At 46.3% G+C, this 26,274-nt stretch carries 29 protein-coding genes; 26 read left to right on the top strand and 3 right to left on the bottom strand.

The genetic code is table 11. The features are described from left to right. Positions 1-184: 184 nt before the first annotated feature. The 7 genes from srtB (at position 185) to ACI35L_RS06610 (ending at position 8,248) form a co-directional block, all read left to right on the top strand. Entirely contained in the window at positions 185-922 is a 738-nt protein-coding gene (gene srtB / locus ACI35L_RS06640; protein WP_439802501.1) for a class B sortase, read from the top strand. A 79-nt stretch (positions 923-1,001) separates the two neighbouring features. Next, positions 1,002-1,235 carry a CsbA family protein gene (locus tag ACI35L_RS06635; protein ID WP_049669473.1) on the top strand — a complete coding sequence of 78 codons (234 nt, stop codon included), beginning with the start codon at positions 1,002-1,004 and terminating at the stop codon, positions 1,233-1,235. A gap of 206 nt (positions 1,236-1,441) precedes the next feature. Beyond that, entirely contained in the window at positions 1,442-3,421 is a 1,980-nt protein-coding gene (uvrB, locus tag ACI35L_RS06630) for an excinuclease ABC subunit UvrB (RefSeq protein ID WP_439802500.1), read from the top strand. Positions 3,422-3,428: 7 nt separating this feature from the next. Then, positions 3,429-6,296: an excinuclease ABC subunit UvrA gene (gene uvrA / locus ACI35L_RS06625; RefSeq protein ID WP_439802499.1), complete on the top strand. Its 2,868-nt coding sequence runs from the start codon at positions 3,429-3,431 to the stop codon at positions 6,294-6,296. 261 nt (positions 6,297-6,557) lie between these two features. Further along, positions 6,558-7,661 carry a DUF4097 family beta strand repeat-containing protein gene (locus ACI35L_RS06620; RefSeq protein WP_049669476.1) on the top strand — a complete coding sequence of 368 codons (1,104 nt, stop codon included), beginning with the start codon at positions 6,558-6,560 and terminating at the stop codon, positions 7,659-7,661. Between the two features lie 42 nt (positions 7,662-7,703). Next, positions 7,704-7,913: a PspC domain-containing protein gene (locus ACI35L_RS06615; RefSeq protein WP_049669477.1), complete on the top strand. Its 210-nt coding sequence runs from the start codon at positions 7,704-7,706 to the stop codon at positions 7,911-7,913. Continuing rightward, positions 7,910-8,248, top strand: a complete 339-nt coding sequence (locus tag ACI35L_RS06610; protein WP_049669478.1) for a phage holin family protein — start codon at positions 7,910-7,912, stop codon at positions 8,246-8,248. The genes ACI35L_RS06615 and ACI35L_RS06610 overlap by 4 nt, the downstream gene beginning before the upstream one ends. Before the next feature lie 41 nt (positions 8,249-8,289). On the opposite strand, the gene ACI35L_RS06605 is transcribed toward ACI35L_RS06610, so the two are convergent. The 3 genes from ACI35L_RS06605 to nagA all read right to left on the bottom strand — a co-directional run bounded on the left by ACI35L_RS06605 (position 8,290) and on the right by nagA (position 11,008). Next, on the bottom strand, positions 8,290-8,973 hold the full coding sequence (locus ACI35L_RS06605; RefSeq protein ID WP_049669479.1) for an N-acetylmuramoyl-L-alanine amidase: 684 nt from the start codon (positions 8,971-8,973) through the stop codon (positions 8,290-8,292). 116 nt (positions 8,974-9,089) lie between these two features. Continuing rightward, the gene (gene nagB / locus ACI35L_RS06600; RefSeq protein WP_049672729.1) at positions 9,090-9,818 is read right to left on the bottom strand and encodes a glucosamine-6-phosphate deaminase; all 729 of its coding nucleotides are present in this window, start codon (positions 9,816-9,818) and stop codon (positions 9,090-9,092) included. A gap of 14 nt (positions 9,819-9,832) precedes the next feature. Further along, positions 9,833-11,008 (bottom strand): N-acetylglucosamine-6-phosphate deacetylase, encoded by a 1,176-nt coding sequence (nagA, locus tag ACI35L_RS06595; protein WP_049669480.1) that lies wholly within the window; start codon positions 11,006-11,008, stop codon positions 9,833-9,835. 155 nt (positions 11,009-11,163) lie between these two features. Between nagA and hprK the strand changes: the two genes are divergently transcribed. The 19 genes from hprK to hisIE all read left to right on the top strand — a co-directional run bounded on the left by hprK (position 11,164) and on the right by hisIE (position 26,235). Beyond that, on the top strand, positions 11,164-12,093 hold the full coding sequence (gene hprK / locus ACI35L_RS06590; RefSeq protein WP_049669481.1) for an HPr(Ser) kinase/phosphatase: 930 nt from the start codon (positions 11,164-11,166) through the stop codon (positions 12,091-12,093). Between the two features lie 17 nt (positions 12,094-12,110). After that, positions 12,111-12,920, top strand: a complete 810-nt coding sequence (gene lgt, locus ACI35L_RS06585) for a prolipoprotein diacylglyceryl transferase (protein WP_049669482.1) — start codon at positions 12,111-12,113, stop codon at positions 12,918-12,920. A gap of 84 nt (positions 12,921-13,004) precedes the next feature. Next, complete coding sequence (locus tag ACI35L_RS06580) at positions 13,005-13,922, top strand: nucleoside recognition domain-containing protein (RefSeq protein ID WP_439802510.1); 918 nt, start codon at positions 13,005-13,007, stop codon at positions 13,920-13,922. Beyond that, positions 13,891-14,535: a pyrophosphatase PpaX gene (gene ppaX / locus ACI35L_RS06575; protein WP_049669483.1), complete on the top strand. Its 645-nt coding sequence runs from the start codon at positions 13,891-13,893 to the stop codon at positions 14,533-14,535. The genes ACI35L_RS06580 and ppaX overlap by 32 nt, the downstream gene beginning before the upstream one ends. Then, a complete protein-coding gene (locus tag ACI35L_RS06570) occupies positions 14,532-15,056 on the top strand; it encodes an acyltransferase (protein ID WP_049669484.1) in 525 nt (174 codons plus the stop codon). Before ppaX ends, ACI35L_RS06570 begins: the two co-directional genes overlap by 4 nt. 68 nt (positions 15,057-15,124) lie before the next feature. Then, complete coding sequence (locus ACI35L_RS06565) at positions 15,125-15,802, top strand: response regulator transcription factor (protein ID WP_439802498.1); 678 nt, start codon at positions 15,125-15,127, stop codon at positions 15,800-15,802. 2 nt (positions 15,803-15,804) lie between these two features. Further along, positions 15,805-17,157 (top strand): sensor histidine kinase, encoded by a 1,353-nt coding sequence (locus tag ACI35L_RS06560; RefSeq protein ID WP_049669485.1) that lies wholly within the window; start codon positions 15,805-15,807, stop codon positions 17,155-17,157. Then, positions 17,150-17,692 carry a PepSY domain-containing protein gene (locus tag ACI35L_RS06555; RefSeq protein ID WP_049669486.1) on the top strand — a complete coding sequence of 181 codons (543 nt, stop codon included), beginning with the start codon at positions 17,150-17,152 and terminating at the stop codon, positions 17,690-17,692. Before ACI35L_RS06560 ends, ACI35L_RS06555 begins: the two co-directional genes overlap by 8 nt. A 122-nt stretch (positions 17,693-17,814) precedes the next feature. Then, positions 17,815-18,399: a PepSY domain-containing protein gene (locus tag ACI35L_RS06550; RefSeq protein ID WP_439802497.1), complete on the top strand. Its 585-nt coding sequence runs from the start codon at positions 17,815-17,817 to the stop codon at positions 18,397-18,399. Positions 18,400-18,750: 351 nt separating this feature from the next. Continuing rightward, positions 18,751-19,218, top strand: coding sequence for a DinB family protein (locus ACI35L_RS06545; RefSeq protein WP_439802496.1), 468 nt, complete (start codon positions 18,751-18,753; stop codon positions 19,216-19,218). Further along, complete coding sequence (locus ACI35L_RS06540; RefSeq protein ID WP_049669489.1) at positions 19,215-19,526, top strand: hypothetical protein; 312 nt, start codon at positions 19,215-19,217, stop codon at positions 19,524-19,526. Before ACI35L_RS06545 ends, ACI35L_RS06540 begins: the two co-directional genes overlap by 4 nt. Positions 19,527-19,724: 198 nt before the next feature. Then, positions 19,725-20,909, top strand: coding sequence for an ATP phosphoribosyltransferase regulatory subunit (locus tag ACI35L_RS06535; RefSeq protein WP_439802495.1), 1,185 nt, complete (start codon positions 19,725-19,727; stop codon positions 20,907-20,909). Then, positions 20,906-21,541, top strand: a complete 636-nt coding sequence (gene hisG / locus ACI35L_RS06530) for an ATP phosphoribosyltransferase (protein WP_049669490.1) — start codon at positions 20,906-20,908, stop codon at positions 21,539-21,541. Before ACI35L_RS06535 ends, hisG begins: the two co-directional genes overlap by 4 nt. A 15-nt stretch (positions 21,542-21,556) precedes the next feature. Continuing rightward, on the top strand, positions 21,557-22,834 hold the full coding sequence (hisD, locus tag ACI35L_RS06525) for a histidinol dehydrogenase (protein WP_439802494.1): 1,278 nt from the start codon (positions 21,557-21,559) through the stop codon (positions 22,832-22,834). Beyond that, positions 22,831-23,418, top strand: coding sequence for an imidazoleglycerol-phosphate dehydratase HisB (hisB, locus tag ACI35L_RS06520; protein WP_049669492.1), 588 nt, complete (start codon positions 22,831-22,833; stop codon positions 23,416-23,418). The genes hisD and hisB overlap by 4 nt, the downstream gene beginning before the upstream one ends. Before the next feature lie 21 nt (positions 23,419-23,439). After that, on the top strand, positions 23,440-24,081 hold the full coding sequence (gene hisH, locus ACI35L_RS06515) for an imidazole glycerol phosphate synthase subunit HisH (RefSeq protein ID WP_439802493.1): 642 nt from the start codon (positions 23,440-23,442) through the stop codon (positions 24,079-24,081). Then, entirely contained in the window at positions 24,078-24,824 is a 747-nt protein-coding gene (gene hisA / locus ACI35L_RS06510) for a 1-(5-phosphoribosyl)-5-[(5-phosphoribosylamino)methylideneamino]imidazole-4-carboxamide isomerase (RefSeq protein ID WP_439802492.1), read from the top strand. The genes hisH and hisA overlap by 4 nt, the downstream gene beginning before the upstream one ends. Further along, positions 24,821-25,579 carry an imidazole glycerol phosphate synthase subunit HisF gene (gene hisF, locus ACI35L_RS06505; RefSeq protein WP_049669495.1) on the top strand — a complete coding sequence of 253 codons (759 nt, stop codon included), beginning with the start codon at positions 24,821-24,823 and terminating at the stop codon, positions 25,577-25,579. The genes hisA and hisF overlap by 4 nt, the downstream gene beginning before the upstream one ends. After that, positions 25,576-26,235, top strand: a complete 660-nt coding sequence (gene hisIE / locus ACI35L_RS06500; protein WP_439802491.1) for a bifunctional phosphoribosyl-AMP cyclohydrolase/phosphoribosyl-ATP diphosphatase HisIE — start codon at positions 25,576-25,578, stop codon at positions 26,233-26,235. The genes hisF and hisIE overlap by 4 nt, the downstream gene beginning before the upstream one ends. Positions 26,236-26,274: the final 39 nt, after the last annotated feature.

The following is a 26,274-nucleotide window of genomic DNA, read 5'->3' as shown; positions in this document are numbered from 1 at the left end:
GGGTGAGCCCGCAGATGCATAGAGCACTCGAGGATGCTCCCTGCAACAAAAATCAACATTTTTTAAATGAACAGAGCCGTTTAAGAAGAAGCTGCGTTTAAATTCATTGATAAGCTTTTGGACAAAGTGGTAAGTAAGTATGATAATTTTATTATATTAATATAACTTAAAGGGGTGTAATTTCATGAAGAAGCCAAAGAGAAATCTACTTATTTTCATTATAAAGAGTATTTTACTAGCTGCTTTTTTATTCTCAGGATATATTCTTTGTGACTATCTGATTGAGCTGTATCAGCTGAAAAACACACAAGGCGCAATGGCCGATATTTATGATCAATCGGTAGCAAAGGAGAGCGATGCTGGAGAACAGGAATTTACACTCGAACACCTTCAAGAAGTTAATGAGGACATTGTCGGCTGGATATCCATTGAAGGAACCTCGATTCATTATCCTGTTGCGCAGGCAGATGATAATGAATATTACTTAACACATTCCGTTTATAAGGAGGAATCCTCTGCTGGAACCATCTTTATGGATTATCGGAATTGTCCTGCGCCATTAGGGAGCCATACGGTGCTTTATGGTCATAATATGAGGAATGGAACCATGTTCCGTGATTTGACTTCCTATAAGAAGGAAGCTTTTTGCAAGGAGAATCCGTATGTGACGTACAGCAATAAGGACGGTATCAGTAAATGGGAAGTATTCTCGGCTTATGTGACAGGTGCGGATGATAATTATATAGAAACGGATTTTCGTTCAGAGGGTGAATTTGGACAATTCCTCGAAAGGATTTCCGCGAAATCTCTCTATCATACAGGCTGCCAGGTGGAGCGGACAGATAAAGTAATAACTCTATCAACCTGCAGCTATGAGTTTGATGATGCAAGAATGGTTGTGCATGCGAAATTGATTGAGTAGAAATGTAATTTATTTGTAGGTGTGGGAAAACATTGTATAATAGAAGGAGTGATTGTGCACGAACGAAAGGAGTGCTTTGATGAAGATATTAGCAGCCTTGCTGGCACCCGGTCTATTGGTTGTGCTGTTTTCAAGGGTTACATACAGCTATGTTGTTGGGTTGCTGTTGACGGTAGCCTTGATTGCCGCATCAGCTTATCGGGGGTTTACATCTTCCTGGCCTCTGATTATTGTAGATGCGTTCTCACTTACCGCTGGTTTCTGGTATTCAAAACGGATGATTGAACGGAATCGTGCCGCTAAAAGTGCGTGAATAATCGTAAGAGTCTTTCCTTCTGGAAGACTCTTTTCTTGCATTATTGGGCATAAATGAAGAATGATGGATACGCTGTTATATAAATACGAATGCTTGTTCGCTTTTCGGTGGTTTCTAACTAGGCTATTGTGGTAAACTATTCATACTAATAGATTGTTGTGGCGGACGCAGCCTCGCCAAGTTCAATGAAGGGGGCATATGGAGTGAAGAGAGAATTTGAGCTGGTTTCCAAGTATTCACCAGAGGGAGATCAACCGGAGGCAATCAAGAAACTTGTCAAGGGCATTAATGACGGAGTGAAGCATCAAACCCTCCTTGGTGCAACGGGAACCGGGAAGACATTTACGGTCTCCAATGTCATTAAAGAGGTTAATAAACCGACCTTAATTATTGCCCATAATAAGACACTCGCTGGACAGTTATACAGCGAGTTTAAGGAGTTTTTCCCGAATAATGCTGTCGAATATTTTGTCAGCTACTATGATTATTATCAGCCAGAGGCCTATGTCCCGCAGACAGATACCTTCATTGAGAAGGATGCGAGCATTAATGATGAGATTGATAAGCTGCGCCACTCGGCGACCTCGGCTCTTTTTGAACGGAATGATGTCATCATTATTGCCAGTGTTTCCTGCATCTATGGACTCGGTTCTCCGGAGGAATACAGGGAGATGGTCGTCTCCATAAGAAGCGGCATGGAGCTTGAACGGAATCAGCTGCTGCGCAGGCTGGTTGATATCCAATATGAACGAAATGATTTGAACTTCCACCGTGGAACATTCCGGGTAAGGGGAGATGTGGTAGAAATTTTCCCAGCCTCCAAGGATGAACACTGCATACGCATTGAATTCTTCGGTGATGAAATCGAACGGATTCGCGAGGTGGATGCCCTTACCGGAGAGATTCTTGGCGAACGTGAGCATGTCGCTATATTCCCGGCATCCCACTTCGTTACACGTGAGGAGAAGATGCGCATCGCTATTGAAAATATTGAGAAGGAACTCGAGGAGCAGCTTGCCCATTTCCGTGAGGAAGGGAAGCTTCTTGAGGCTCAGCGGCTGGAACAGAGAACAAGGTATGACCTGGAGATGATGCGTGAAATGGGCTTTTGCTCCGGTATTGAGAACTACTCGCGTCATTTGACCCTGCGTCCTGCAGGCTCGACACCATATACCTTGCTCGATTACTTCCCGGACGATTTCCTGATGGTCATTGATGAATCCCATGTGACAATTCCGCAGATTAGAGGGATGTTCAATGGGGACCGGGCCAGAAAAGAAGTACTTGTGAACCATGGTTTCCGTCTGCCTTCTGCTATGGATAACCGCCCTCTGCATTTCAAGGAATTTGAAGAGCATATCAATCAGATCGTTTATGTATCTGCTACCCCTGGACCATATGAGGAGGAGCATTCACCTGGCGTGATTGAACAGATTATCCGTCCAACTGGTCTTCTGGACCCGAATGTTGATGTCCGTCCGATTGAAGGACAGATTGATGATCTGCTTGGTGAGATTAATGACCGCATTGCGAAGAATGAGCGGGTACTTGTGACAACATTGACGAAGAAGATGTCTGAGGACTTGACGGATTATTTGAAGGAGCTGGGCGTGAAGGTTCAGTACCTTCATTCGGAGATTAAAACACTCGAACGGATTGAGATCATCCGCGACCTCCGCCTCGGTAAATATGATGTGCTTATCGGCATCAATCTGCTCAGGGAGGGACTTGATATACCGGAAGTCTCCCTTGTTGCGATATTGGATGCGGATAAGGAAGGATTCCTGCGTTCTGAGCGTTCGCTTATCCAAACGATTGGGCGGGCGGCGCGTAATGCAAACGGTCATGTCATCATGTATGCGGACCGGATGACGAATTCCATGGAGATTGCCATCTCAGAGACGAAGCGGAGAAGGGCGATTCAGGAAGCCTATAATATTGAGCATGGCATTACACCGAAGACAATCCAGAAGGATATTCGGGATGTTATACGTGCCACGCAGGCAGCAGAAGCAGGGGAAGAGGAGCGTACGGCTAAACAATATGAGAACCTGTCTAAGAAAGATCGCCAGCAGGTTATCGCCCGTATGGAGAAAGAGATGAAGGATGCAGCCCGCGCCCTGGACTTTGAGCGTGCGGCTGAGCTTAGGGACTTGATATTAGAGCTGAAAGTGGAAGGATGAACAAAGGATGGCATTAGATAAAATCATTGTTAAAGGAGCAAGGGAGAATAATCTGAAGGATATCGATGTGACGATTCCGCGTGACCAATTGGTTGTTTTGACAGGACTCTCCGGCTCCGGTAAATCATCGCTCGCCTTTGATACGATTTATGCGGAAGGTCAGCGGCGCTATGTGGAGTCTTTGTCCGCTTATGCGCGGCAATTCCTTGGTCAAATGGATAAACCGGATGTGGACAGCATTGAAGGGCTGTCCCCTTCTATCTCCATTGACCAGAAAACGACGAGCCGCAACCCTCGTTCAACGGTGGCGACTGTAACGGAAATTTATGATTATATGAGGCTTTTGTATGCCCGGGTCGGAAAACCAATCTGTCCGAAGCATGGAATTGAAATTACCTCCCAAACCATTGAGCAGATGGTGGACCGAATATTAGAGTATCCGGAGCGGACGAAAATTCAGGTGCTTGCTCCTGCGGTGACAGGCAGAAAAGGGACTCATGCCAAGCTTCTTGAGGATATTAAGAAGCAAGGGTATGTAAGGGTCCGCATAGATAATGAAATGTATGATTTGGACGATAATATTGAGCTTAATAAGAATAAAACCCACTCTATCGAAGTGGTCATTGACCGGATAGTCGTGAAGGAGGGCATAGCATCACGACTATCTGATTCCCTTGAGTCAGCGCTTGCCATCGGACATGGGAAAGTCATGATTGATGTCATCGGCCAAGAGGAGCTTCTCTTCAGCGAACATCATTCCTGTCCATATTGCGGTTTCTCCATTGGTGAGCTGGAGCCGCGTATTTTCTCCTTTAATAGTCCATTCGGTGCTTGCCCGACCTGCGATGGACTTGGATATAAGCTGAAGGTTGACCGAGATGCGGTCATTCCAGATCCGGAATTGACGCTGCGCCAGCATGCGATTGCTCCTTGGCAGCCAACGAGCTCACAATATTATCCGAAGCTGCTTGAGTGTATTGCTGACCATTATGGCATTGATATGGATGTGCCGGTTTCTCAGCTTAGAGAGGATCAATTAGATAAGATTCTGTATGGTTCAGACGGAGAGAAAATTCATTTCCGCTATGAGAATGATTTCGGCCAAATTCGTGAGAATGATGTGGAGTTTGAAGGGGTGCTGAATAATGTGGAGCGCCGCTATAGGGAAACGACTTCAGATTATATCCGTGACCAGATGGAGAAATATATGGCCGAGCAGAAATGCCCGACGTGTAAAGGATACCGCTTGAAGAAAGAAAGCATGGCTGTTCTGGTAGACGGACGTCATATCGGCCAGGTGACTGAGCTTTCCATTCAGGATGCTTATAAATTCTTCGATGGCTTAAAGCTGTCAGATAAGGATATGAGCATCGGCCGATCTATTTTCCGAGAAATCAAAGAGCGGCTTGGGTTCCTCAATAATGTGGGGCTTGAATATTTAACACTGAGCAGGGCAGCCGGCACGCTTTCCGGCGGGGAAGCCCAGCGAATCCGCCTGGCTACTCAGATCGGATCCCGCTTGACGGGAGTTCTTTATATTCTGGACGAACCGTCTATCGGGCTTCATCAGCGTGACAATGATCGATTGATTGAGGCGCTGCGCAGCATGCGGGATATCGGGAACACGCTTATCGTTGTCGAGCATGATGAGGATACGATGCTTGCAGCTGATTACTTAATTGATGTTGGTCCTGGTGCCGGCTCACATGGCGGGCAAATTGTTGCTGCAGGTACCCCGGAGGAGGTCATGAAGAATCCGAATTCCTTAACCGGGCAATATCTATCAGGAGAGAAGTTCATTCCGCTTCCGCATGAACGCAGGCAAGGAAATGGGCAGAAGATTGAGATACGCGGAGCACGCGAGAATAATCTTCGCAATATCAATGTCTCCTTCCCGCTTGGAACATTTGTCGCGGTAACCGGTGTATCAGGCTCAGGTAAAAGTACGCTTGTGAATGGAATTCTTCATAAGGCATTGGCGCATAAGCTGCACCGAGCCAAGGCGAAGCCAGGCCTTCATAAGGAGATAAGAGGGATTGAGGCGCTTGAGAAGGTTATTGATATCGACCAATCTCCAATCGGCCGGACACCGCGCTCTAACCCGGCTACCTATACAGGGGTGTTTGATGATATTCGTGATGTATTTGCCTCCACGAATGAGGCGAAGGTGCGAGGCTATCAAAAGGGCCGCTTCAGCTTTAATGTAAAGGGCGGACGTTGTGAGGCCTGCCGTGGGGACGGTATTATCAAAATAGAGATGCATTTCCTGCCGGATGTTTATGTACCTTGTGAGGTTTGTCATGGCAAACGGTACAACCGTGAAACATTAGAGGTCACCTATAAAGGGAAGAGTATTTCTGATATCCTGGATATGACGGTCGATGAGGCCCTTCAATTCTTTGAAAACCTTCCGAAGATCAAGCGGAAGATTCAAACCATCCATGATGTGGGACTCGGATATATTAAGCTCGGGCAGCCGGCTACAACCTTATCTGGGGGAGAAGCCCAGCGGGTGAAATTAGCAAGTGAGCTTCATAGGCGCTCAAACGGCCGTTCGCTCTATATTCTGGATGAGCCGACGACAGGGCTGCATGTGGAGGATATTTCCCATCTGCTGAAAGTATTGCAGAGACTCGTTGATAATGGGGATACTGTGCTGGTTATTGAGCATAACTTGGATGTCATCAAGGCAGCTGATTACTTGATTGACCTTGGTCCTGAGGGCGGCGAAAAGGGCGGAACCATTCTTGCATCCGGCACGCCTGAGCATATTGCAGAGACTCCAGAATCCTATACGGGTCAATATTTGAAGCCTATTCTTGAACGCGACCGCAAGCGGATGGAGGAAAGGCTGACGCAGAAGGCAGGTCAGTAACCAGACTTTGTTGGCCGGCTAATGGTCACCATGCACCATGATAAGAATACGGATGATTGCGTAAAGGAAAGGCGCGGGTATCAATTATGGGACGAATCGTCAGGTGATTGCTGCCCGTGCCTCTCTTTTCCTTGAAAATAGGCATTTGTGGAAACCTTTCTTGTTGTTAATCGTACATGTTAGAAGGAACAGTTTACGCATACACATAACGTCATAAATTTTTGCATAGGTTTAAACCATGTTATAAGGGAGATGACTGATATGAATGATGAAAAAAAACGAATTCTGGAAATGGTGAAGGAAGGCCTTTTAAATGCGGATGAGGCATTGCTTCTGCTCGAACAATTAGACAAGAAAGAAAAGCTCATCCAAGAAGAAAGCCAGCAAGAATCGAGAGAGCTTGCAACGACTGCGCAGCCTGAAGGTGAGAAGAGACAAGAGCAGCAAACGAAGAAGTCTGTCTCAACGATGGACCGTATCTTGGGCGTTGTAGATGATGTCGTGAAGAAAATTAAAGATATCGATTTTGACTGGAATTTCGGATCCAGCATAGAGATTGACCACTTATACCACCAGGAAGCAAAGCCTTTCCAAATCATTGATATTGATGTAGCTAATGGAGAGGTGTCTATCATTCCGTGGGATCAGAATGTGGTGGATATTGAATGCAAGGCGAAGGTATATCGAGCTGAAACAACAACAGAAGCGAGGGAGAAGCTTCAAAACCAAATCGTGAATAAGATTGAGAATGGCAAGCTGAAGTTCATGCTTCAAGACCGTGCCATTAAATTAAAAGCGGTTATTAAGGTGCCGAACAGTCAATATCAGGAGCTTCGGGTCCGCTTGTTCAACGGAAGCATCAATGGAGAAAATCTTAAGGTTGATGAGATTAAGACGAAGACAGCGAACGGAACCATCTCCTTCCGTGACTTCCATACACGTGAGGCTGAATTTGAGACGGTTAACGGTTCTATTAAGCTGAATTCCTTTGATGCAGGTGAGCTGGAAATCGATACGATGAATGGATCTATTCAGGTGGATGGCGCATTCCGCACTGCCGATGTTCAAACCATTAATGGGAGTATTCAGTGCAAGCAAACAGGCCAATACGGAGAAACCCTTCGTGCTAAGGCGCAGGCAGGAAGCATTAATTTGCAAATCCCGCAAGGCATTAGCTGTGACGGTGAGTTAAAGTCGAATCTTGGCAGTTTCAATCTTGACTTGAAGGGTATTCAAGTTATTGAAGAGAAGAATGACATTGTTCAAAAGATGCTTCGCTTCCAATCAACGGTGGAAGAACAGCATTCCATGCATGTGTTTGCCGAATCCAAGGCAGGAAGCATTAAAGTAAAGCATACGCTTTAAAAAGTTATGCGTATGATTTAAAGGAGTTGTGAGAACAACTATATGAAGAAGAAGCTTATGAGAACCAATTACTCCGATAAGGTTTTATTGGGAGTATTAGGCGGGATTAGCCGGTATTTCGGCATTAAGCCGATTATTCTGCGTGTACTATTCGTTATCGGTTTAATTCCGACCAGTTTTCTGTTAATCATCCCTTATACAATACTTAGTTACATTATGCCGAGGGAGCGCATGGAGGAGGATCGCAAATGAAATGGGTTTTGAAAATACTCGTCAATGCAGCGGTTTTCGTTTTATTGATGCAAGTATTTGAAGGTGTGCATGTTTCCGGATTTGGAACAGCGATTATCGCGGCAATCGTCTTGTCCATTTGTAATGTCATTGTCAAACCGATTGTTACCGTCTTGACGCTGCCAATTACGATTGTGACATTAGGCATTTTCTTGCTCTTTATCAATACGATTGTGCTCAGCATTGTTGATGCCATGATGGGCAGTGCTTTTCAAATCGATGGATTTTGGTTGACCTTCCTTGTTTCGGTGATTTTATCCTTCGTGAATACGATCATGGAAAGCGTGACGGATTAAGAAAGAAAGGCCTGAAGCGGGCAAACTGCTTCAGGCCTTTCTTATTGAACGATAAAGGTGTCATATCCGAGCCTTTGGAGCTCTGAGGCAAGCTGTTCTGCTCGATGCTTACTGGAGAAGGCTCCGACCTGCACCTTGTACAGCTTCTGCTTCTGAGTGGCAGCTTGTCTATTCTTCGTGAGACCATAATGGGACACAATTGACTGGGCGATTGACTGGGCGCATTGCGTTCGATAATCCTCCTTCTTGAGCAGCCTGCTTTCAATCTTATGTGTCATGAAACCACATTCGACCAGAACAGCTGTCATTCGCGTTTCCCGAAGTACGTGGAAATTGGCTGTCTTTACTCCTCGATTTTTGCGTCCGGTAGCGGTAATGAGCTTCTCTTGGATCTCTGCGGCTAGGATTTGGGCATCCCTTGGCTTGGATGAGTGTATAAAGGTCTCTATTCCCTCAGCCTCGTGCCAGCCGCCGTTTCCTGCTGCATTAGCATGGATGGATAGGAAGCAATCAGCACCAAGCTCATTGGCTTTTGCTGTCCGTACTTCTAACGGGACATCCTGCTCATCATTATGCGTGAACAGCACCTCTAGATTCGTATAACCTGAAAGAAAATCACGTACATAGAGAGCAACTGCCCGATTAAATTCATATTCCTTCATCCCATCCGGCGTCCGCTTGCCTAGAGTGGAATAACCATGTCCTGCATCAAGAACAATCTTCAAGCTTATAACCCCCTCTTTCTTTTATCCTTACTATATGAGACAAGCCTACAAACGGGACCATAAAAAAGAAAAAAGACAAACCTGAAAAGCTTGGCAGGTTTGTCTAGTGGGTTGTCTTATTTACATAAGGAATAAGCGTCTTTATCAACGATAAGGGTTACATGCGGATGGGATTGAAGGATGCTCGCAGGCAGCTCTTCTGTCATCTCTCCATGAATCATGCCATGGATTGCTTCTGCTTTTGCTTTGCCGGAGGCTAGAAGCAGAATTTCCTTGCTCTTCATGATTGTGCCGATTCCCATGGTGATGGCTTGCGTTGGCACCTCATCAATGGATTCGAAGAAACGGGCATTTGCTTGGCGCGTGCTTTCCTTTAAATCAATGATATGTGTGTCTCCTGTGAAAGGAGTCCCTGGTTCATTAAAGCCGATATGTCCGTTAGATCCAATTCCGAGTATTTGAAGGTCAACTTGTCCAAGTGACTCAATAATTTCCTCGTATCGTTTGCATTCCTTTGCATGATCCTCTGTATCTCCGCTTGGGATGTGTGTATGCTCCTTCGGAATCTCAAGATATTTGAAAAGATGCTCATACATAAAGGTGAAATAACTGTTTTTATCCTCTTGTGGAAGCCCGATGTATTCATCCAGATTGACTGTATGGATATCCTTGTAGCTTGTCCCATTTTGCTGATGGTCTTCGATTAATTCCTTGTATAGCCCAACCGGTGTACTGCCCGTAGCTAACCCGAGAACGGCATTCGGTTTTTCTTGAACCTTCTTAATGAGAATTTCAGCGGCTTTCTTGCTCATTTCATCATAATTTTCTACTACGATAATCTTCATGTTGATTTGTGACATTACTTTGATTCTCCTCTATAGGCAATTTTTCCTCGGCAAATGGTTGCGCGTACCTGGCAGTCTTCATCGAGAATGACGATATCTGCTTCTTTCCCAGCAGCAATGCTGCCCTTCTTGTCATATATATTCAATTGCTTGGCAGGATTGACGGCGGCCATTTGAACGGCATCTCTTAATGAGCAGCCGGTGAATTCCATCATGTTCTTTAAGGCATCATTCATTTTAAGGATGCTTCCTGCAAGGGCTCCGTCAGCCAATCGTGCTTCCTTGCCTTTAACGAACACATCTTGTCCGCCAAGATCATAAGTGCCGTCTGAAAGTCCTTTGGCACGCATCGCATCCGTAATAAGGATGGTTCGGTCCACTCCTTTCAGCTTAAGTGCAAGGTTCACCATTTCAGGGGATACATGGATTCCATCGACGATTATTTCTGCATAAATATCTTCATTCATGAGAGAAGCTCCTGCTGCACCGATATCGCGATGATGCAGGCCGGTCATCTGATTGAATAGATGAGTAGCTTGGCTTAGCCCCTCGGACGCTGCCTCCATTGCCTGCTCATAGGTTGCACCTGTGTGGCCGATGGATGGGATGATATCTGCTGCAGTCAATAGTTCAACCAATTCTTTGCCGCCTGGCTCCTCTGGGGCGAGTGTAACTTGTTTAATGGTGTGTCCGGAGATCTCGGACCATTTCTTGAACAATTCGGGGTCAGGGTTAATGATATATTGAACTGGTTGGGCACCAGCCTTTGAAGGATTGACGAAGGGACCTTCTAAATGAACGCCGATGACGTCGGCTTTTCCAGAAATGTTCTCAGACTTGCTGTATTGTTGAACTGTTTGCAAAGCCTGTTCGATATTTTCAGGAGATTGAGTCATAGTCGTGGCTAAAAAGGATGTCGTACCTTCTTTAGGGAGGGTATTCGCCATGCAGTTGAGGGCATCCGTCGTACCATCCATGACATCGCTTCCACCAGCACCATGAATATGCATATCAATAAACCCGGGAACCACGACTTCGTTTTGCGCAATCGTTAATACCTCATCGGCTTGTTCGGGAGCTTGGTGTGCTGGCCCTATCTCTTTTATGATTTCACCATCAATTAGTATATATCCGTCTTGCAGGATGGAATCTTCAAGATAGATAGTGGCATTCTTGATTAGTATGGTCATTCTCTCAGCTCTCCTTTTATGAATATTTCTATCCTTATCCTACCGTATCCTACGCCAGAAAAACAGAATTAAATCTCTGTTAGTGTATGGTTTAATAGGAAATAATGATAAAATGGAAACACGATTTCCGAATAATGTTCAGGGAGGGAATTTTTTTGCCCAAAGTAAAAACAGTAGATCTCATTGATGAGTTTAATCTTGAACTGATCAGTGGCGAAGAAGGCATCAATAGACCAATTACAGTAAGTGATTTATCAAGGCCTGGACTTGAAATCGCCGGATATTTTGATTATTACCCGGCTGACCGTATTCAAATCCTCGGTATGACTGAATTGACATTTTTCTCCAGACTCACTCCTGAAGAGCGTTTAAGCCGGATGGAGAGTCTATGCAGTGATATTACACCATGTATTATTGTCACGAGAGGCATTGATATTCCAGAAGAACTAATTCTCGCATCAGAGAAGGTATCCGTCCCAGTTCTTCGCAGTACGACGAAAACAACACGCTTCTCAAGCCGCTTAACGAATTTCCTTGAAAGTAAATTAGCACCGACAACTGCTGTCCATGGAGTGCTTGTTGATATTTATGGCGTTGGCGTTATGATAACAGGAAAAAGCGGTGTAGGTAAAAGTGAAACAGCCCTTGAGCTTGTAAAGAGGGGGCATCGTCTCGTTGCCGATGACTGTGTTGAAATCCGGCAGGAGGACGATGATACCTTAGTCGGCACATCACCTGAATTAATTGAGCATTTGCTTGAAATCAGGGGAGTGGGCATCATCAATGTGATGACCTTATTTGGTGCAGGGGCCGTTCGCAGCCATAAAAAGATTTCACTTGTTATCAATCTTGAGCTTTGGGACCAGCAAAAGAATTATGATAGGCTAGGTCTTGAGGAAGAAAAAGTGCGCATAATCGATACAAATATTACGCGCATGAATATCCCAGTCCGCCCAGGCCGGAATATCGCGGTCATTATTGAGGTGGCTGCTATGAATTTCCGTCTGAAGCGAATGGGTGTGAACACGGCTCAGCAATTCACAGAAAAGCTGAACGAAGCCATTGAACATGATAAACATGAATAAAGAGGTGGACAAACAAAATGGGGACGATTGGGACAATTGATCGGGTAGCGATTCAGATTGGATCTGTATCGATTTACTGGTATGGAGTCATTATTGGTCTTGGTGTCTTTCTCGGGTTGTGGCTTGCGATGCGGGAATCCGAACGCCGCGGACTTGATAAAGATGTTTTTATTGATTTGCTGATTTATGCGGTACCAATATCCATTATCAGTGCAAGGATTTATTATGTCATTTTTGAATGGTCTTATTATAAGGATCACTTAGGCGATATCGTGAAGATATGGAATGGCGGGATTGCCATTCATGGGGCTCTTATTGGAGCTGTCATCACGACAATTGTGTTTGCTAAGATGAAGAATTTATCCTTCTGGAAGCTCGCTGATATTGCTGCTCCATCTATTATTCTTGGACAGGCAATTGGGCGCTGGGGTAATTTCATCAACCAAGAGGCATATGGTAATGAAGTGAGCCGCAGTTTCCTGGAGAATTTATTCCTTCCAGATTTTATCATTAATCAAATGTACATAAATGGAGCCTATCATCATCCAACCTTCCTGTATGAATCTGTGTGGAATATTGTTGGGTTTGCCATTCTGATTGGATTGCGCAGGGTGAATCTCCGCCAAGGCGAGCTCTTCCTGACCTATGTCATTTGGTATTCCATCGGAAGGTTCTTCGTTGAAGGCTTACGTACGGATAGTTTGATGCTGTTTGATACATTGCGCATGGCACAGCTGTTATCCCTGGTGCTTATTTTCACTGGCATCATTTTAATCATTGTTAGACGAAAGCTTGGCCATTCACAGAAGAAATATCTCGATATGTAAGCGATAAGGGGAAAAGGGGGAGGAGTGTTTTTGACGAAAAGTACATGGGTTAAAGGGCTGCAGTCTGGTCTAAAGACAACTTGGATGCTTGGGAAGGTTATCTTCCCGATTACGTTATTTGTCTCTATTTTGCAGTATACGCCTGTCTTGCCGTGGCTGATTGATTTAATCAGCCCGGCGATGGGCTTGATTGGTCTGCCAGGTGATGCGGCTATTCCGCTTGTTCTTGGGAACTTTTTGAACCTGTATGCCGGAATCGGCGGCATTCTGGCCCTTGACTCATTGACGGTGAAGGAAGTGTTCATCATCGCAGTGATGCTGTCCTTTTGTCATAACCTCTTTATAGAAACGAGTGTTGCCTTAAAGGTTGGTGTTAAACTGTGGGTAGTCTTGGCGACTAGGATTGGTCTTGCCCTCATCTCTGCAGTTGTCATCAACCTTGTTTGGCAAGGGGGCAGCGAAGTCATCCAATATGGCGGAGCGGTCGGCGGTGAAGAGACCATCACCGGTATTGGGGCCATTCTATGGAACGGGCTGGCAGCGGCAACAACAGGCACGCTGAAGCTTGCGTTAATCATTATCCCGCTCATGCTGGTGATTCAAATTATGAAGGATTTGAATTGGCTGAAGCTCTTCTCGACCTGGATGAAGCCGGTGACGAAAATGCTTGGCATGAAGGAAAATACATCGATGACACTTGTTGCAGGTCTTGTCATTGGCCTGGCGTACGGGGCAGGTGTCATGCTTGAGGCAGTCCGTGAAGACGGTGTCAGCAGGAAAGATATCACCATCGCCTTTATCTTCCTAGTGGCCTGCCATGCCGTTGTAGAGGATACGGTGATTTTTATCCCGCTCGGAGTTCCGGTCATTCCGCTCCTCATCATCAGGCTTGTAACGGCGATCCTGTTAGCCATGATCATTTCACGAATTTGGGCAAGAGTGGATGCAAAGAAAGGAAAGGTAAACCCTAGTGGACAAGAAAATCACAACCCTATTATTTGATTTAGATGGAACATTAATTGATACAAACGAATTGATCATTGCTTCATTTCTTCATACATTAGAGCATTATTATCCAAATCAATATACTCGTGAGGACGTGTATGAATTCATCGGTCCTTCTCTTCGCGAAACATTTAGCAGATTAGACCTTGAGCGTGCTGAGGAAATGATTGAGCATTACCGCGCGCACAATCATCTCCATCATGATTCGCTTGTCCGAGAGTATGAGGGTGTATTTGATACCATTCAAGAACTAAAGGAACGTAATTATAAAGTCGGCATCGTCACCACGAAGATGCGTAAAGCCGTAGAGCCAGGCTTGGTAAAGGGAAGGCTTGACCAATTCTTTGATGTGATTGTTACTTATGATGATGTCAAGAACACGAAGCCGGACCCAGAGCCGATTGAACTCGCTTTGAAATTGATTGGTTCATCTGCAGAGGAAACGATTATGGTTGGCGACAACAGCCATGACATCCTTGCAGGCAAAAATGCCGGCACGAAAACGGCTGGTGTGGCTTGGACGATTAAAGGAAGAGATTATCTCGAGCAATATGGCCCGGACTATATTCTTGATAATATGCGTGATCTCTTGGCGATTGTGGAAGCATGAGAAGAACAAGGCGCTATCCGTTGAAGGGTGAAGGCAACTCGTTATGGCATATTTATAAGACGGTTTCCTTCTGGAAGGTATTCCGTAATGTCCTTGTGCTTATGATTGCACGCTACACGCCATTTATGCGCCTGAAGAACTGGCTGTACCGTTCCTTTACGGGTATGAAGATTGGCGATCAAACATCCATTGCCTTCATGGTGATGCCGGATATTATGTATCCGGAAATGATTAAGATTGGACGCAACTCGATTATTGGCTACAATTCAACGATTCTCGCTCATGAATATTTGATTAAAGAATACCGGCTTGGAGAGGTTGTGATTGGTGATGAGGTCATGATTGGCGCTAACACAACGATTCTTCCCGGCGTGACGATTGGTGACGGCGCCATCGTCTCAGCCGGAACACTCGTCCATCGTGATGTTCCAGCCGGCGCCTTCGTTGGCGGCAACCCGATGAAGATGATTTATACAGCTGAAGAAATGAAGAAACGACAGGGAGAGGCAGATCCTTTTTAGGGGTTTGTCTCTTTTTGTTTTATACTAAAAGGGAGGAATCCATCCTTTATCTAGAGGTGAACAGACAAATGAAAAACAATATATTGATTATAGAGGACGAGCCCCAGCTCGCCAGGCTTTTACAGCTTGAGCTCCAGTTTGAGGAGTTTGATACGGCTATCGCTCATACAGGTAGGGAAGGCTTGGAAGCCTTTCAGAGAGGGAGCTTTGACCTTGTCCTGCTGGATATTATGCTGCCGGAAATGAACGGCCTCGAGGTGCTGAAACATATCCGGGCTAAATCCTTGGTGCCTGTTATTCTATTAACAGCCAAGAGTGATGTGAAGGATAAGGTGGAAGGACTCAATCTCGGTGCAAATGATTATGTCACAAAACCATTTGAATTTGAAGAATTGCTCGCCCGGATTCGCGTTAACTTGCGCTATCATTCCGCAGCAGCTGCCGTAGCGCCTGTGATCAATGAGTACCGCTATGGCTCTATTCATGTCAATATTGACAGCCATACGGTCACACAGGATGGCAAGGTGGTTGAGCTGACGCCGAGAGAATTTGATTTGCTCGTCCACTTTATGAGGAATACGAATATCGTTCAATCGCGAGAACAGATTCTCGATGCCGTTTGGGGATTTGATTATTACGGAGATACGAATGTAGTGGATGTGTATGTCCGCTATCTTCGTCAAAAATTAGGCAATTCGGTCATTCGGACGGTCAGAAGCGTCGGGTATGTGATGAAGGAGGAATAGGGATGAAATTACAAACAAGAATCAATCTATTATCCACTGTCCTCACACTCTTTATTTTCATAATCAGCTTCACTGGTATTTACTATTTGTACAAATACCTGGCCTATGACACGGAATACCACCGGCTGCAGATGGAGGGGGATGAAATACTAGCAGCCATCAGTGAGCTCGACGGTACGGCGAATATTGATACCCTCCTCCGTTCCTACATTCCGCAGAACGGGATGATTTATATTACGGATGAGGATAACCAGGCCCTTTTGCGCCTTCAGGCAACATCCACTGCAGATAAGATGGATTATGCACTAAAGGAAGGGGAGAAGTATACCGTTTCAGAGTGGGAGGGCGAGCTTGTAATGGCCATTCGCTATCCGATGATCTGGCCAGATCAGTCAGTGGTGAATGTACATCTCGTCCAGCCCCTGCAAGAGGTGTCTGCGAATATGACCATTTTGAAATGGATCTTAATCCTCATCACCCTGCTTGCAATCATTCCCATCTATTTGGCAAGTCAGCTGCTCGTACGGCTGATTGTCCTCCCGATTCAAAGACTGACCAGTACGATGAGGCGGAATATCTCTGATTCCAGATATGACAAGCTGGAGCTCCCGGACAATAAGAAGGGAGAAATTGCTGAGATGACCTATACGTATAATTCGCTTATGGATAAGCTAGAGGACAGCTATAATAAGCAGCAGCAATTCGTCGGAAATGCCTCTCATGAATTGAAAACACCGCTCACAATCATTGAATCCTACGCAAAGCTACTGCAGCGCAGAGGATTTAAGAATGAAGATATTAACCGTGAGGCATTGGAGGCGATTACCTCGCAAACGGGGCAAATGAAGGTGATGATAGAGCAGATGCTAGAACTCGCAAAGGCCAATGAAACGCTGCAGCTGAAATGGGAGTCTGTTACTACAACTGCGCTCCTGACGGAAATTATCGACAGCTTTCAAAAGGCTTATAAGCGGGAGGTTACCCTTCACGGCGAGGAATTCTCCTTCTCGACAGATGTATCCAAGCTAAGGCAGATGATGTTCATCCTCCTTGATAACGCCCGTAAATACAGCGAAGGGAAAATCGATGTCTTCGTTGAAAAGGGCAATGACATCACCATTCAAGTCAGGGATTATGGGCCTGGGATTAAGGAAGAGGATATCCCCCATATTTTTGACCGATTCTACCGCGTGAATAAAGACCGTAATCGCCAAACAGGCGGAACGGGGCTTGGACTGGCTATTGCGAAGGATTTCGCCGGGCTTCTTGGCGGGACGATAACGGTGGAAAGTGTGCTTGGGGAAGGAACGTCCTTTATCATTACCCTGCCAAAGGAGGTAGAAAAGCATGACTAAGAAACGCCTTTGGATCTTGCCTATTTTTCTCCTTATCTGCATTATCCTCTTTGCAGGGTATGCTTATAATCAAATCATCACGAAGACGACCTTTGGAGAAGCAGAAATCAAAAATCGAGTCTCCTCTCTTTATAATGGAGAAGTCCAATCGATGACGAAAAAGAATGATCAATACAAGGTCATCTTCACGAAAAATGACGATGTCTATCAGGTCATCGTCGATGAGATAAACGGTACCTTCGCTGATTTGAAGGTAGTTAAAAAGGGAACTAAGCAAGAGGAACAATCGGAAACAAACGAGGAGGTACCGACAGAGGAAAAGCCTGCTGAACCAGCAGAGATCAAGCGGCTCACAGAGAATCAAGTCAGAGATATCGCGCAATCTAAGTTTAACGGTGAGATAGATGAGATTGAATTTGTCTCAACGGATGACGGCGGTTATTACAATGTCGATATGGAAAATGACGAGGATGAGGCAACCCTGCAAATCCATGCGCTCACTGGGGAAATCATCACCATCACGTATGATGACTGATCTCCTCATGTCATTCTAATCTTTCTTCTCCTTTCTCATGAAACTCTAATCTTTCTCTAATTTACGCTTAATGTGGACGTTCTACAATACAAGTAAGTTAAAGAAATGAAGGAGAGATAATCATGAAGAAATTATTCATCGGACTAACCATTTCAGCAGCGGTATTTGGAGGATTTGCCCTTGCACAATCTATGACAACAGGCTCTGCGGCCAACCAGGAGAAGACAAGCCCGAAGCTGATGACCGAACAGGAAGCAAAGGACATCGCATTGAAGGAAGTAAACGGAACAATCATAGAGGCGGAATATGATCATGACGACAACCGCCCGCATTATGAATTTGAAATCCAAAGCAATAAAGAAGAAGTAAACGTTGAGGTTGATGCCAAGACAGGAAAAGCAACCATTACTGAGCGTGAAACAGTCCAAGCTGCAGCGGTAAAGGAAGAAAAAGCGAATGCTGCCCCAAAAACAAACAAAGCCAATGCAGCTGCAGCCAAGAAAGCGGTCATTACAAAAGCTGAAGCCATCAAGAGTGCGAAAACAGTCGCAAAAGGTACAGTTACAAAAGTGGAATTGGACCATGATGATGATGACCAAACTCAAGTATATGAGCTTGAATTCAAGGACGGAAACGTCGAATATGATGTAGAAGTCGATGCCTATACAGGAAAAATTCTTAAAGTAGAACAAGATTTAGAAGACTAAGCTTTGCAGAGACAGGCGGAGGAACCCGGATGGGGTTCTCCGCTTTTTTTTGCTGCTATTCAAATTAGGTGGGGAAAATTGATTCCTCCTGAATAGGCTCGAAAATCAAAAAGGCGTAATTAAGGTATGTATGTTTTTGGGCAAAGTGGGTTCAGAAAAATAGATTCGATGCTAAAAAACATGTCAGCTTGTCTGTTTTTTGTCTTCTGGGCCTGGACGGAGGTTCTTTATGAATGGAATTTTCCGTATATCTTCGTTTTAAGGGCGAAATCAATCTGTTTAAGGGCGAATGGCTGAAAAGGGGTTTCCAAATAGAATGTCGAAATACATAAAAAGAAGGAGTGAGTACATTTGATTGAAGGTAAGGATACAGTCATCCAGCACTATCGGGATTCCATTAATCAAGCCGCTCAATGGAAGCATATAACGGACAAGAAATGGCGCACACCGATTGCGGAGGGGAAATGGACGATTGGGGAAGTGGCCGGGCATTTTATTCGTTGGGACGATTTCGTGCGAACAAAGCGAATTCCCTTTTTTCAAAAAGGCGGCCCATTCCCGGAGAGTCCGGATGTCCATCAGACGAACCAGGAATCAGCGGCTATCAGCCGACAACGCAGCCAGGAAGAAACGATTGCAGCATTTATAGAAGGCCGTCAAAAATTAATCGCTGCCATTCAACTGCTAGATGACGAAGGGTGGGAGCGGGAATTCCTATTGAAGCATACACCCATCACCTTGGCTGTTTATTTTCAAGGTCAAATCGAGCATGATAAGCATCACTTTAGACAGATTGAATCAGCGAGGCATGAGCGATGAGCAGGCCTGTATTTATTTCTCTCCTCATTCTCATGCTCGTGAATCTTTGGCTCGGAATGGAAGCGCAGGATTTGGCTCATTTTTTTGAGGATTTATTTGGGGTGTTGGATAGACCAGCAATGTATTTGACTATCATCACTGCTATCAGTCTCGCCATCTATGTATTTGTGCTCGGGTTTATGATCATTCAAAAAATACGCGGCCAGTTGCGGGCATCTAATCATGTTTATATCATTATACTTTTGCTGGCAATCGGTCTCGTAGTCAATCTCTGGTCTATTATGGTTCTAGCCATGTGGTGGGGATAACCGATATACATAAGGAGCCTTGTCCTTCTGGGGCAGGGTTTTTATTTTAACTGCTCGCCGAATCATACTAGAATGAAAGAGAGAGTGAGTTCCCTTTTGCTTGACGGTAAGGGGTAAGAAGGGTACACTTTGGATAACTTCATCTTGTTATCACATTAGCGAACTAAAGTATAAATTTATCATAAAGGAATGTTTTGGATGCCAGATATTTTTATGTTTGAGAAACCAATCGGCATGCGCGATACATTGCCGGATTTATTTAGATTAAAAGAATCAGTTCGAAGCCGGATGGCAAAGGAGACAAAGTTATACGGATATCGTTTCTTGGATACCCCGTCTCTTGAATTCTATGAAACGGTCGGACAGGTGTCTGCCATCAAGGACCAGCAGCTGTTCAAGCTTCTTGATAAAGAGGGACACAGCCTTGTGCTTCGTCCGGATATGACCTCCCCAATTGCCAGGGTAGCGTCCTCTCATTTATTGAAGGAGGGCAATCCATTAAGGATGGCCTATAGCGCGAATGTATTCCGTGCACAGGAAAAAGAAGGGGGACGTCTTGCTGAGTTTGAGCAATTCGGTGTTGAAATGATTGGGGACAAAACCTTATCAGCGGATGCGGAGGTGCTCGCCCTTCTGACATCGGTCCTTCAGGCCGCGGGACTCCCGCATTATCATATTACAGTCGGCCATATTGCTTTCGTTCAGGAGATGCTTCTCCATTATGGGGGAAATGAGGAACAGGCAGGTATGATGCGCCGATTCCTATTTGAAAAGAACTATGTCGGGTACCGGGAATATGTGATGGAGCTCGATTTGCCGGAAAACAGCCGCCAAATATTAAAAAAACTTCCTGAACTGAAGGGGAATGCAGAAGTGCTTGATCAGGCACTGGAGATGATGGAGCATGGTGTAGGTACTGCTGCCTTGTATGAGTTGAAGACGCTGGCTTCAATGTTGAAGAAGGCAGGAATAAACGGCCATCTTTCCTTTGATCTATCCCTTGTCAGCCATATGGATTATTATACGGGTATTCTATTCGAAGTGCTCGGCAGCCATATTGGCTTCCCGCTTGGAAATGGCGGACGATATAATGAGCTTTACCGAAATTTCGGCCATGATGCACCTGCCACTGGATTTGGCCTGCGGCTTGACCGAATTATTGAAGCAATCGGAGAAATTGATGCGGAGGAACAGCCCTTATGTATTATCTATCATGAAGCCCAGCAGTCAGCAGCGATGAAAAAGGCTGCCGCCTTACGTGCAGAGGGCCATGCAGTTGTGACGCAAAACATTGCCGGGATTGTTGAACTCGATACGTTTACAAATAATTTCACGAATATTGTGTATATGCTCGATTCCGATGGATGGGAGGCAGGGTCATGAGAGAACCATTAACCGTTGCAATGCCGAAAGGGCGTATTTTTGACGAGGCTGTTGAACTGCTGCGTAGAGCAGATTATCAATTGCCGCCTGAATTCGAAGATACACGCAAATTAATCATTGAGCTGGAGCATGAGCCTCTGCGCTTCATTTTATCCAAGCCGATGGATGTGCCAACCTATGTGGAATATGGCGTCGCAGACATCGGCATCGCCGGGAAGGATGTCATGATGGAGGAGGAGCGCGATGTGTATGAGCTGCTTGACTTGCAAATCAGCGCCTGCCATTTGGCTGTTGCCGGCCTGCCGAATACAGAGATGAGCAAGGTCGCACCAAAGATTGCAAGCAAGTATCCAAATATCGCCTCTCAGTATTTCCGCGAGCAGGGAGAGCAGGTTGAGATCATTAAATTGAATGGGTCCATCGAGCTTGCCCCAATGATTGGGCTTGCCGACCGAATCGTCGATATTGTCTCAACCGGCCAGACGCTCCGAGAAAATGGGCTTGTTGAATATGCGACTATCAAGAAGGTGACATCACGTCTCATCGCCAACCCTGTCAGCTATCGTCTGCGCGAACGGGAGATTACCGATATGGTGGCAAGGCTTCGAAACGTACTCAATGTAAAAGCATAAAAGGAGGGCTCATACATGGAAATCAAATCATTGCAAAAGGGACTATCGCTCAAGAGAAGCGTTGACGGCGGAACCGATGGACAACGTGAGGCGGTACGCCAAATTCTCCGCGATGTAGCAGCAGAAGGAGACAAAGCCCTCTATTATTATACGGAAAAATTTGATAAGGCCGCGGTTTCCTCTCTAGCCGTGACAAAGGCAGAAATCGAGGAAGCACTCGATGCGCTTCCAGAAGGGATGCTATCCATTATGGAGGAAGCGGCTGCTAATATCCGCGCCTACCATGAAAAGCAAAAGCAAAATTCCTGGATTGACCTTGCGGCTTCCGGCACGATGCTTGGACAAAAGCGTACGCCGCTTGATTCCGTCGGGATTTATGTCCCAGGCGGTACAGCGGCCTATCCATCCTCTGTCCTTATGAATGCGATTCCGGCACAAGTCGCCGGGGTGGAGCGAATCGTGATGGTATCCCCGCCGGGTGAGGACGGCAGGCTGCCTGCATCTGTTCTTGCGGCTGCCTCCATTGCTGGTGTGACGGACATCTTCAAGGTTGGCGGAGCACAAGCAATTGGGGCGCTCGCCTATGGGACAGAAACGATTGCGAAGGTCGATAAGATTACCGGCCCGGGTAATATTTATGTCGCTCTTGCCAAGCGTGAGGTATATGGCGATGTCGATATCGATATGATTGCCGGCCCAAGTGAGATTGCGGTACTGGCTGATAGGACGGCAGATGCCCGTTATGTGGCCGCTGATCTCCTATCCCAGGCAGAGCATGATGCGCGCGCCTGCAGCGTACTTGTAACAACGAGCCGTGAATTGGCGGAAGAGGTGAAGGCAGAGGTGGAGGCCCAGCTGGAAACCTTGCCAAGGAAAGAAATCGCCTCAGCTGCCTGGGAAGAGTTCGGCGGTATTTATGTAGCTGATACGATGGACGAAGCGATTGCGGCTATCAATGAATTATCGCCTGAGCACTTGGAAATTCAGACAGAGGACGCGATGAATGTGACGGGTGCCATTAAGCATGCCGGAGCTATCTTCATCGGTTCATACAGCTCAGAGCCTGTCGGTGATTACTTTGCCGGTCCGAACCATGTCCTTCCGACCAATGGGACAGCAAGGTTCTCAAGCCCGCTGAACGTGGATGATTTCCAAAAGAAAACAAGCCTGATTATGTACAGCAAGGAAGATATGGAGCGGAATGCAGCCAAGATTGCGGCTTTCGCCAGATTAGAAGGATTAGAGGCTCATGCACGAGCTGTGGAAGCAAGGCTGGGAGGGAAGAACCAATGACAAGAGAAGCAACTATCGAGAGACGAACAAATGAAACGAATATAAAATTAGCATTTGGCATAGATGGGGAAGGAAAATCACAGCTTGAAACAGGAGTTCCGTTCTTATCCCATATGCTCGACCTATTCGCCAAGCACGGCCATTTTGACTTAATGGTTGATGCAGACGGGGATGTCGAGGTCGATGGCCACCACACGACAGAGGATATCGGTATTTGTCTTGGGCAGGCTCTCACGAAAGCGCTTGGGGACAAGAAAGGAATCAAACGATACGGCAATGCCTTCGTGCCGATGGATGAAGCGTTGGCCCAAGTCGTCGTTGACTTAAGTAATCGTCCGCATCTCGAATTCCGGGCAGATATTCCGGCACCGATGATTGGCGATTTTGACACTGAACTCGTCCATGAATTCCTCTGGAAGCTTGCAATTGAGGCAAGAATGAATCTGCACGTTATCGTACATTATGGACGCAACTCCCATCATATTGTGGAAGCCATTTTCAAGGCGCTCGGCCGTGCATTGGATGAAGCGACAATGATTGATCCGAGGGTGAAAGGAATTCCATCCACAAAAGGAATGCTGTAACTGGAAAGGAGGAGGCGTGCATTGATCGGCATTATTGATTACGGAATGGGGAATTTATTCAGCGTGAACAACGCATTAAAGCGGCTTGGAGCCGAAACGGTCATCAGCGGAGACCCGGAAGTGCTCGCTTCCTGTGAAGGGCTTGTCCTGCCTGGAGTCGGAGCCTTCCCTGATGCAATGGCTGCTCTGAGGGAGCAGAAGCTGGATCTCTTTTTGAAAGAATACGTGACAAGCGGGAAGCCGCTTTTAGGAATCTGTCTCGGCATGCAGTTATTATTCGAGAGCAGTGATGAGCACGGCTATTCAACAGGACTCGGATTTTTGAAAGGGCATATTGTGAAATTCGCCGGGATTGACCGGGAAGGACGTTCCTATAAAGTCCCTCATATGGGCTGGAATAAGCTCCATTTCCATCAGGAGCACCCATTGCTTGCTGGGCTGGAAGAGGACTATGTCTATTTTGTCCATTCCTATTATGCGGAGATCAAGAAAACCTCCGAGCTGCTGGCCTCTGCCTCCTATGATGTGGAGGTGCCGGGCATTGTTGGTCTCGGGAATGTGATGGGCATGCAATTTCACCCAGAGAAAAGCGGTCAGATGGGAAAAGCGCTGCTCCAAAATTACATCAAGCTGGTAGAAGAGAAGGAGAGGCTTGTCCAATGATAAAGACATTTACCATCTACCCTGCGATTGATATGAGGGGCGGCCGTTGTGTTCGGCTGCTGCAGGGAGATTATGATCAAGAAACTGTATATGGGGATTCACCGTTTGAAATGGCAAAGTCTTTTGCGAAAATGGGTGCTTCATGGATTCATATGGTTGACCTTGATGGCGCAAAGGAAGGCTCGCTCGTAAATGATGCATCTGTTTTGAAGGCGGCGAAGGAATTAGCGGGAGTCTCCATCCAAATCGGCGGCGGAATCCGCAGTGAGAAGCAGGTGGCGCATTATTTGGAGAATGGTGTCGCCCGCGTGATTTTAGGAAGCGTGGCTGTCCGGGAACCAGCTTTTGCAGAAGAAATGATTCGTAAATACCCCGGGCAAATCGCGATTGGCTTGGATGGCAAGAGCGGGAAGGTCGCAACAGATGGCTGGCTTGAAACGAGTGATTGGAGCGTGCTTGATTTAGGCAAGTATTTTGCCGATAAGGGGGCAGAATGGTTTATCTTTACCGATATTGCCAATGATGGCATGCTGAGCGGACCAAATGTGAGTGCGACGGCTGAATTGGCCCGTATTACCGGTAAAAAGGTGATTGCCTCAGGCGGAATGAGCCGTCTTGAAGATATTGCATCATTGAAGGATCATCAAGCTGACGGGATTGAAGGGGTCATTATCGGCAAAGCCTTGTACGAAAATCGATTCACACTCTCGGAAGCCTTATTGGAAGCGGAGGGAAAAGCATGATAACGAAGCGTATCATTCCCTGCCTGGATGTAAAAGAAGGCCGTGTCGTCAAAGGAATCCAGTTCCTCGGATTGCAGGATGCCGGCGACCCGGTTGAACTAGCGCAAATGTATGATGACCAGGGAGCGGACGAGCTCGTATTCCTCGACATCTCCGCCTCTCATGAGGGACGGAAAACGATGGTGGAGGTTGTGAAAAAGGCAGCCTCTGTCCTAAGCATTCCATTTACAGTTGGCGGCGGGATTAATACGGTTGATGATATGAGGATCATTCTCCGCTCCGGAGCAGATAAAGTATCCGTTAACACGGCAGCTGTTCTGCGTCCTCAGCTAATCGCAGAAGGGGCTGCTTACTTTGGCAATCAATGCATCGTTCTTGCGATTGATGCTAAATACGACCCTGAATTTGGAGGCTTCCGCGTCTATACGCATGGCGGACGCAAGCCGACAGAACTAGATGCGGTCGAATGGGCCAAGCATGCCGTTGCTCTGGGAGCTGGGGAAATCCTTCTCACAAGCATGGATAAGGACGGAGAAAAAAGCGGGTTCCACCTCGAGTTGACACGCGCTGTCAGTGAAGCGGTCACCGTACCTGTCATCGCCTCAGGAGGAGCGGGAGGCAAGGAGGACTTTGCCCCAGTCTTCACAGAAGGCAAAGCCGATGCCGCGCTTGCTGCATCGATTTTTCATTACAAAGAAACGAGTGTTCAAGAAGTGAAACGCAGACTGCGAGAACAAGGAGTGCATGTGAGATGAACGAAGTGAAATTTGACGAAAACGGACTCGTACCAGCCATCGTCCAAGATGCAAATACAAAGGAAGTACTGACACTCGCCTACATGAATGAGGATTCTTTGGCGAAAACACTCGAAACAAAGGAAACCTGGTTCTACAGCCGCTCCCGCCAAGAGCTCTGGCATAAAGGGGAAACAAGCGGAAATACTCAAAAGGTACAGGAGATTCTCTATGACTGTGACAAGGATGCCCTCGTTGTCAAAGTCATTCCGAATGGTCCCGCCTGCCATACCGGTACAGTCAGCTGCTTCACAGAAAAGCTGCTCGAAGCAACAGAGACAGAAGCATCTGCCGAGCCGGAAACCGAAGCCAGCTTTTTGAAGGAACTCGAACGTATCATCGCCACACGAGAAATGGAGCGTCCCGAAGGCTCCTACACAACCTATCTATTCGAGGAAGGCGTCGACAAAATCCTGAAAAAAGTCGGTGAAGAAGCAGCGGAAGTTATCATCGCCGCCAAAAACCGGGACCTTAATGAACTGAAATGGGAAGTATCTGATCTCTTCTTCCATGTCCTCGTCCTGCTGCGTGAACAAGGTTTGCCATACTCCGAAATTGAGAAAAACCTGCGCGAACGACATGCAGATAAAAGCCAGAACAAAGACTTTAAAGGCTGATTGCCTTTGGAGTCTTTTTTTTGGATGGAGGAGGGCAGG

Source organism: Pradoshia sp., from assembly GCF_051873915.1.
In the GTDB taxonomy this organism is placed as follows: Bacteria; Bacillota; Bacilli; order Bacillales; family Pradoshiaceae; genus Pradoshia.
The sequence above is the reverse complement of the archived record's forward strand: the minus strand, read 5'-3'. Positions and strand labels throughout refer to the sequence as shown.

Bases quoted from the DNA above. Each gene is read 5' to 3' on its own strand.
- ACI35L_RS06580 (WP_439802510.1), top strand. From the start codon at position 13,005: ATGCTTGGGAAGGTTATCTTCCCGATTACGTTATTTGTCTCTATTTTG.
- nagB (WP_049672729.1), bottom strand. From the start codon at position 9,818: ATGAAGATTATCGTAGTAGAAAATTATGATGAAATGAGCAAGAAAGCC.
- hisIE (WP_439802491.1), top strand. From the start codon at position 25,576: ATGAACGAAGTGAAATTTGACGAAAACGGACTCGTACCAGCCATCGTC.
- ACI35L_RS06540 (WP_049669489.1), top strand. From the start codon at position 19,215: ATGAGCAGGCCTGTATTTATTTCTCTCCTCATTCTCATGCTCGTGAAT.
- uvrA (WP_439802499.1), top strand. From the start codon at position 3,429: ATGGCATTAGATAAAATCATTGTTAAAGGAGCAAGGGAGAATAATCTG.
- ACI35L_RS06570 (WP_049669484.1), top strand. From the start codon at position 14,532: ATGAGAAGAACAAGGCGCTATCCGTTGAAGGGTGAAGGCAACTCGTTA.
- ACI35L_RS06555 (WP_049669486.1), top strand. From the start codon at position 17,150: ATGACTAAGAAACGCCTTTGGATCTTGCCTATTTTTCTCCTTATCTGC.
- ACI35L_RS06635 (WP_049669473.1), top strand. From the start codon at position 1,002: ATGAAGATATTAGCAGCCTTGCTGGCACCCGGTCTATTGGTTGTGCTG.
- hisB (WP_049669492.1), top strand. From the start codon at position 22,831: ATGACAAGAGAAGCAACTATCGAGAGACGAACAAATGAAACGAATATA.
- srtB (WP_439802501.1), top strand. From the start codon at position 185: ATGAAGAAGCCAAAGAGAAATCTACTTATTTTCATTATAAAGAGTATT.
- hisG (WP_049669490.1), top strand. From the start codon at position 20,906: ATGAGAGAACCATTAACCGTTGCAATGCCGAAAGGGCGTATTTTTGAC.
- ACI35L_RS06620 (WP_049669476.1), top strand. From the start codon at position 6,558: ATGAATGATGAAAAAAAACGAATTCTGGAAATGGTGAAGGAAGGCCTT.
- ACI35L_RS06560 (WP_049669485.1), top strand. From the start codon at position 15,805: ATGAAATTACAAACAAGAATCAATCTATTATCCACTGTCCTCACACTC.
- hisD (WP_439802494.1), top strand. From the start codon at position 21,557: ATGGAAATCAAATCATTGCAAAAGGGACTATCGCTCAAGAGAAGCGTT.
- nagA (WP_049669480.1), bottom strand. From the start codon at position 11,008: ATGACCATACTAATCAAGAATGCCACTATCTATCTTGAAGATTCCATC.
- ACI35L_RS06565 (WP_439802498.1), top strand. From the start codon at position 15,125: ATGAAAAACAATATATTGATTATAGAGGACGAGCCCCAGCTCGCCAGG.
- lgt (WP_049669482.1), top strand. From the start codon at position 12,111: ATGGGGACGATTGGGACAATTGATCGGGTAGCGATTCAGATTGGATCT.
- hisF (WP_049669495.1), top strand. From the start codon at position 24,821: ATGATAACGAAGCGTATCATTCCCTGCCTGGATGTAAAAGAAGGCCGT.
- ACI35L_RS06535 (WP_439802495.1), top strand. From the start codon at position 19,725: ATGCCAGATATTTTTATGTTTGAGAAACCAATCGGCATGCGCGATACA.
- ACI35L_RS06610 (WP_049669478.1), top strand. From the start codon at position 7,910: ATGAAATGGGTTTTGAAAATACTCGTCAATGCAGCGGTTTTCGTTTTA.
- ACI35L_RS06615 (WP_049669477.1), top strand. From the start codon at position 7,704: ATGAAGAAGAAGCTTATGAGAACCAATTACTCCGATAAGGTTTTATTG.
- ACI35L_RS06550 (WP_439802497.1), top strand. From the start codon at position 17,815: ATGAAGAAATTATTCATCGGACTAACCATTTCAGCAGCGGTATTTGGA.
- hisA (WP_439802492.1), top strand. From the start codon at position 24,078: ATGATAAAGACATTTACCATCTACCCTGCGATTGATATGAGGGGCGGC.